The following is a 2,516-nucleotide window of genomic DNA, read 5'->3' on the forward strand; positions in this document are numbered from 1 at the left end:
GTAAGCGCCCGGTTATGGCCGCCTTTCGTTGTGGGGTTCGGATCGGATAGCAGCTTGGCTCCGGGGCGCTGAAGATAGTGTCCACGAGCGGAGCTTAATGGACACGATCGTGAGGGATGGAGTGGCTGACGAAGGTTTTCGTGGTGCGACGGCACGCGCCCGTCGGCGCAAGTCATATACGCTCGAAGAGAAGCAGCGACTGGTGGCTGAGAGCTGTGAGCCCGGCGCGTCGGTATCACTGGTGGCTCGGCGGCACGATATCAATGCGAATCTGTTGTTCACGTGGCGCCGGCAGATGCGCACGCCAGCGTCGGCGGCTTCGCCGCTGGAATTGATTCCGGTCGAGGTCATCAGCGATGTGCAGGCTGCCTCACCATCCGTGGCCCCTGGGGCAGAACGGTGCGGCGTGATTGAGATCGTCCTGATCGGCGGTGTGCGCGTGCGAGTGGACGCCGAGATCAGCGAGGCAGTGTTGCGGCGAGTGCTGTCTGCTCTGAAGGCGGCGGCATGATCGCGCCCGGGTCTGGGGTGCGAGTCTATCTGGCGACGCAGCCGTGCGATATGCGCAAAGGGATGGATGGTTTGGCGGCCCAGGTCCAGAACGTGCTGGCCGCCGATCCTTTCTCGGGGGCGCTGTTCGTGTTCCGTGGCAAGCGCGGCGACATGTTGAAGATCCTGGCCTGGGATGGAAGTGGGCTGTGCCTGTTCGCCAAGCGGTTGGAGCAAGGAAAGTTCGTCTGGCCGCCGATCGTGGCGGGTCGGCTTCAGCTGACACCAGCCCATTGGCCTTGCTCGTCGAAGGCATCGATTGGCGGCGGACGGTCGCGCCTGAACCGGTCATACGCCCTGAAGCTGTCTAATAAGCTCCCGATTCCGAAGATCTATTCTCGCTCCTGAGTCATGACCTTGCTATAAGCCGGCATGTCTCTCGCCACTGCGGAATTGCCGTCGGATCCGGACGCCCTGCGCGCGTTCGCGGCAGCTTTGCAGGCCGAGCTCTACGCCAAGACGCTGCATATCGAGAAGTTGAAAGCCCAGTTGGCGACGCTGCGGCGCGCGCGCTTCGGCCAGTCGTCTGAGAAGCTCGATCGGCAGATCGATCTGCTCGAGCTGATCATCGGCGATCTGGAGGAAGCCGAGGCCGCCAGCGAAGCCCGCCAGGATGCGACTGCGGCGACGCCAGGCGCGATGCCGGTGTTGACCGGGCCCCGGCGTGTGGGCAATCGCCGGCCGCTGCCCGATCACCTGCCGCGCGAGATCATCACCCACGGCGGGGTTTGCGCCTGCCCGGCCTGCGGCTCCGAGCGGTTGCGCAGGATCAGCGACGATGAGCGGGAGGTGCTGGAATATGTACCATCACACTTCAAGGTCATCGTGCATGTGCGGCCGAAACTGAGCTGCCGGGACTGCGAGGCCATTACGCAGCCGACGATGCCAAGCCTGCCTATCGAGCGCGGCAGGCCCGGCCAAAAGTTGATCGCCCATGTGCTGGTCTCCAAATATTGCGACCACCTGCCTTTGAACCGACAGTCCGGAATCTACGCGCGCGAGGGCGTCGACCTGGATCGATCGACCCTGGCCGATTGGGTCGGACGGGCTGCATGGCTGATGGCGCCGGTAGCTGAGCGCATCGGCGACTACGCTCGCGCCGGCCCGACCATCCATGCCGACGACACGCCGATCCCGGATCAAGATCCCGGACGCGGGCGCACCAAAAGCGGCCGGCTATGGGTCGTTGTGCGCGATGAAGGCACCTGGGGCTCGCCCAATCCACCGGCGGCCTACTATCGCTACTCGCCTGACCGCAAAGGTGAGCACGCTCAAGCCATTCTGGCGCCTGCATCCGGCTTCCTGCATGCCGACGCCTATGCCGGGTTTGACAAACTCTACGAACCGGATCCGATCACCGGCCGCCCGCGCCTGGAGTCGGTCGCGTGCTGGGCCCATGCGAGACGCGAACTGTTCGACGAGCACGCGAGGACCAAATCGCCGATCGCGCGTCAGGCGCTGGACAAGATCGGCGCGGTCTTCGCCGTCGAGCGCGAGATCAACGGCCGAAGTGCCTCGGATCGTCTGGCCATGCGCCAGGCTCAAAGCGTGCCGTTGCTGGCCGACCTTAAGGATTACCTGGAGACAAGCCTCGGCAGGATCAGTCGCAAGGGAGACCTCGCCAAGGCCATCCGCTACAGCCTCAATCGCTGGAAGGCGCTCTCCCGGTTCACCGAAGATGGCCGTCTTGAGATGACCAACAATGCCGCCGAACGTGCGATCCGCCCGCTGACGCTCGGACGACGCAACTGGACCTTCCTCGGCTCGGACTCCGGTGGCGAGCGTGCTGCGGTCTTCTACACCCTGATCCAGACCTGCAAGCTGAACGGCATCAATCCGGAGGCCTATCTCGCCGACCTGATCGGCCGCGTCAGCGACCACGCAGCCAATCGCATCGACGAGCTTCTTCCCTGGAACTGGCGCGCCCCATCCGACGCCAGACTGGCGGCCTGACCGTGGCTGCGATC

The 2,516-nt window shown here is 64.5% G+C and carries 3 protein-coding genes; all 3 read left to right on the forward strand.

From position 1 onward, the window contains the following. Window positions 1–97 precede the first annotated feature (97 nt). The 3 genes from tnpA to tnpC are packed head-to-tail and all read left to right on the forward strand — an operon-like array spanning window position 98 to window position 2,502. Window positions 98–511 carry an IS66-like element accessory protein TnpA gene (gene tnpA / locus CQ14_RS00075; protein ID WP_057855933.1) on the forward strand — a complete coding sequence of 138 codons (414 nt, stop codon included), beginning with the start codon at window positions 98–100 and terminating at the stop codon, window positions 509–511. Then, window positions 508–897 carry an IS66 family insertion sequence element accessory protein TnpB gene (tnpB, locus tag CQ14_RS00080; protein WP_430650115.1) on the forward strand — a complete coding sequence of 130 codons (390 nt, stop codon included), beginning with the start codon at window positions 508–510 and terminating at the stop codon, window positions 895–897. The genes tnpA and tnpB overlap by 4 nt, the downstream gene beginning before the upstream one ends. A 24-nt stretch (window positions 898–921) precedes the next feature. Continuing rightward, window positions 922–2,502, forward strand: a complete 1,581-nt coding sequence (tnpC, locus tag CQ14_RS00085; RefSeq protein WP_057855934.1) for an IS66 family transposase — start codon at window positions 922–924, stop codon at window positions 2,500–2,502. Window positions 2,503–2,516: the final 14 nt, after the last annotated feature.

The organism is Bradyrhizobium lablabi, assembly GCF_001440475.1.
Lineage (GTDB): Bacteria > Pseudomonadota > Alphaproteobacteria > Rhizobiales > Xanthobacteraceae > Bradyrhizobium > Bradyrhizobium lablabi.